Raw genomic sequence first — 3,812 nt, 5'->3', positions numbered from 1 at the left:
GGTCGATGGAGCGGGCCGGGATGTCGATGGCGATGGTGTCGCCGTCGCGCACGAGGCCGATCAGCCCGCGCAAGCGCAAGGTCACCACGGCTCTGCGCGCCTACGCGATGCTCACCACCAGCGCGGCGCACGGGGCGGTGCGGCGGGTGTGATGGAGAACTGGTTTCGGGAGACGCCGTCTTTCGGGATTGGGAAATCGACTGGATCCCGGGCGCCGCTTCGCGGCCCCGGGGATGACGCGTTGGATGTCCACGCGTCGAGATGATGCCTGGGCTTATCGCCGAGCCGACTTCCTCATCAGCGCAGGGCCAGCATGAGGATCAGGCCGGCGATCACGATCGCAACCGCGGCGGCAAGCACCGCACGCCACCGTCTGCCGAACTTCCGCCTCGTCGCACCGCCGGGCGCGTGGTGCACATCCCCTACCGGCGCCCGCCCCAACGCCGACAGCATCAGCGGCTCGATCGCCTTGTAGCCAGCCGGGCTGAGATGGAGGCCGTCGGTGGTGTAGGCCCGGCGCAGCGCCCCGGATCCGTCCGCCAGCACCGCGTGGTAGTCGATGAAGGTCGCGCCGTGCTCGTGCGCGTGGTCGCGGAGCCAGGCATTCACCGCAGCGATCATCGCCGGGGCGTCGGGGACCTCTGGATTCCACGGGATCCGGGCGGCCGGCATGATCGAGCCGACCCAGGCCGTCACGCCCATCGCCCGGGCTTCGTCGAGCATGCCGGCCAGCGTCCGGGCGATCTCGTCGGCGGGGACGAAGAACCCCTCGTTGCGCCCGATATCGTTGACGCCGCAGAGGAGGTGGACGCCCCGGGCGCCGGTCTCCTCCAGGTCGCGGCGGAACCGCATGGTGATCCAGCGGGCCGTCTGGCCGGACCCGCCCCGGGGGATCAGGTCGTGGGCCGCGAAGGTCTCGGCCCGGTGGAATCCCCAGGCCTCGGTGATCGAGTCCCCGATGAACACGATCGGCGCGACCAACGCCTACGCCTCCGCGGGGAGGCCGAGCACCTCCGCGATCTCGGCCGCAAGGCGGTCGGCGATCGCCTGGCGGCCCTCGGAGCCGACATGGACGATGTCGGTGAACAGGGCTCGCGTATCGGCTTCGAAGATCCGGCTGAGGTCCCGGGTCGTGAACGGCCCCTGCGTGAGGCCATCGGCGTCGAGCCGGCCCAGAACCTGCTCGATCCGGGTGTATTGGCGGTCGAGATAGCCCAAAAATTCTTGGGAGGCGGTGTTCTGCTCGTCGCCGACTCGCTCGGTCTTGCGCACGATCGCCGGCTGCAGGAGGAACCGCACCGGCGCGCCGATGCCCCCCGACAGCCGGGCGAGGCGCTTCAGTGCCAGCTCGAACTGGCGCACCACTTCCCATTCCCAGATGTCGGACTGCCAGTTGGTCAGCGCCCGGAGGTTGTCGAGCCGGCCGAAGATCAGCGCCTGCAGGCTGTCGTAGCTCAGGTCCTCGGCGTCCGCGCCCGACTTCGTCGTGTTGAAGAAGTAGTCGTACAGGGTTTCCTGCGCGAAGTGGTTGTATGGGTAGCCGGCGCGCGGATCGAAGCTCCAGGGCTGGAAGATGTCGGTGGCGCCGCCCATCACGAAGATCACGTCGGGCTGAAGGTCCATCAGCCGGGTCGTGATCAGGGCGATCATCTGGTTCAGGCAGACGGAGGTCGCACCGAAATTGTAGACCCGGGCGCCTTCGCCGTGCAGGCGCTTCAGCCCGGTCTCCAATCGGCCCGGGATGGTGTCGGCGAAGACCTGGCCGTCGATCAACGTGCTGTCGCCGACCACGAACACGCGCAGCGTCTCCGCGGGCGAGCGCGCCTCCGCGTGCATGTCGTTCCGGTAGCCTAGCGCGTCGTAGCGCCAGTTCTGGCCCGCCGCGGACGACAGCGGCTTGCCGGCGAACTGCGTGTAGGGCGCCGGGAAACGGATGTTCGAATCGAAATTGTGGAAGTCGCGGAGGAACGTGCGGCGCCGAGCCTGCTCGATGTCGTCGGGGGCCCGTTGGGCCATGCTGGTTCTCCCACCCGGTCGGATGCGGTGTCGTGCTGCGTCCGGCGTCAGCCGCGCAGCGTGGCGTGATTCTCGAGGAACCACCCGTAGGTCTGGCGCAGGCCCCGGTCGAGATCGATCTGCGGCTGCCAGCCCATGGCGCGCAGGCGCGAGACATCCATCAGCTTGCGCGGCGTGCCGTCGGGCTTGGTCGCGTCGAACTCCAGGCGGCCCGCGTAGCCGATCACCCGGGCCAGCGCCTCGGCCAGCTCGCGGATGGTGCAATCCGCGCCGGTGCCGACGTTGATGTGCGACAGGTCCGGCCGGGTGTTGGCCGCGTAGACCGCGTCGTCCAGCTCCATCACGAACACGCTGGCGCGCGCCATGTCGTCGACATGCAGGAACTCGCGCATCGCCCGGCCGGTGCCCCAGACCGTGACGGACGCGCTTCCCGCCTGCTTGGCCTCGTGCAGGCGCCGCATCAGCGCCGGCAGCACGTGGGCGTTCTGCGGATGGAAGTTGTCGTTGGGCCCGTACAGGTTGGTCGGCATCACGCTGCGGTAGCGGCGCCCGTACTGGCGGTTGTAGCTCTCGCACATCTTGATCCCCGCGATCTTGGCGATCGCGTAGGGCTCGTTGGTCGGCTCCAGGATCCCCGTGAGCAGCGCGTCCTCGCGCATCGGCTGCTCGGCGTGCTTCGGGTAGATGCAGGAGGAGCCCAGGAACAGCAGCCGGTCGACGTCGGCCACGTGCGCGGCGTGGATCAGGTTCGCCTGGATCAGCAGGTTCTCGTGGATGAACTCGGCCGGGTAGGTGTTGTTGGCGTGGATGCCGCCGACCTTGGCGGCGGCGAGGTAGACCATGTCGATCCGGTTCCGGGCGAAGAAGGCCCGGACCGCGGCCTGGTCGAGCAGGTCGAGGGCCTGCCGGTCCGCCGTGAGGATGCGCCCGTAGCCCAGCTCCCGCAGCCGGCGCACGATCGCCGACCCCACCATCCCGCGGTGCCCCGCAACGAAGATGGTCCTGTCCCGCCCGTCCATCACGCGTCCAATCCCTGCGGCCAGCGCTCGCTCGGCCAGCATACCCCCGTCCGGGGCGGATATCGCCGCGTAAAGGCGGATTTTCTGAGGCGCACGGCATCGCGGCCGCTTCGGAGCGGGGGATGCCGCGTCAGACGCGAAGTGGCGAATACAAATACAACTGAAAGTTGGTGTTAAGCATTCTACCAGAAGGTGTGCCGGTACCAGCCTAGCGCCCACCGGACTTCAGGTTCGGGGTGGAAGCGACCGGGCCGCGCAGCAATGGAGTCTGAGATGCGTAACTCGACCGACGTCCCGGCTGGGCCGCGGACATCGAATGCCGCCCTGCGCCGGACGGCCGGCCGCATCGCCCCCCTGCTGGCCGGCACCCTGCTCGCCCTCCCGGTTGTCGCACCGGCGCAGGCGCAACTTCTCCGTGGGACTCTTGATACAACCGGAGGCGGTATCCTGGGAACAGGAATCACGGTCGGCACCACGAATCCCGGTACCGGCATCCTCGGGACCGGCCTGAATGTCGGCACCACCGGCGGCGGCGTCCTTGGGACCGGGGTGACCGTCGGCACCACCAATCCCGGCACCGGCGTCCTCGGCACGGGCCTGAATGTCGGCAGCACCAGCGGCGGCGTCCTCGGGACCGGCCTGCTGGTCGGGACCACCGGCCCCGGTCAGGGCCTGCTCGGGACCGGACTGTACCTCGGCACCGTCGGCGGAGTCGCCGGCGGCGGTGGCGGCACCGGTGGCGGTACCGGCGGAGCAGGCGGTGCCGGTGGTGCGGGC

General features: G+C 69.4%; 3 protein-coding genes and 1 pseudogene. 1 reads left to right on the top strand and 3 read right to left on the bottom strand.

Annotated features, from left to right (window positions below):
* Positions 1-297 precede the first annotated feature (297 nt).
* From FV228_RS22855 to FV228_RS22845, 3 genes are read right to left on the bottom strand one after another with little or no spacing between them, the layout of a single operon-like run.
* The gene (locus FV228_RS22855; RefSeq protein ID WP_147856691.1) at positions 298-981 is read right to left on the bottom strand and encodes a GDSL-type esterase/lipase family protein; all 684 of its coding nucleotides are present in this window, start codon (positions 979-981) and stop codon (positions 298-300) included.
* Positions 982-984: 3 nt separating this feature from the next.
* Positions 985-2,016 (bottom strand): SGNH/GDSL hydrolase family protein, encoded by a 1,032-nt coding sequence (locus tag FV228_RS22850; protein ID WP_147856690.1) that lies wholly within the window; start codon positions 2,014-2,016, stop codon positions 985-987.
* A gap of 47 nt (positions 2,017-2,063) precedes the next feature.
* A complete protein-coding gene (locus FV228_RS22845) occupies positions 2,064-3,035 on the bottom strand; it encodes a GDP-L-fucose synthase (RefSeq protein WP_147856692.1) in 972 nt (323 codons plus the stop codon).
* Between the two features lie 273 nt (positions 3,036-3,308).
* Between FV228_RS22845 and FV228_RS22840 the strand changes: the two are divergent.
* Positions 3,309-3,812 (top strand): annotated as a pseudogene (locus tag FV228_RS22840) (hypothetical protein); the annotation flags it as partial.

The sequence above is a fragment of the Methylobacterium sp. WL18 genome, assembly GCF_008040015.1.
Classification (GTDB): domain Bacteria; phylum Pseudomonadota; class Alphaproteobacteria; order Rhizobiales; family Beijerinckiaceae; genus Methylobacterium; species Methylobacterium mesophilicum.
Note: the sequence above shows the minus strand (reverse complement) of the source record. Positions and strands in the feature narration are given on the sequence as shown.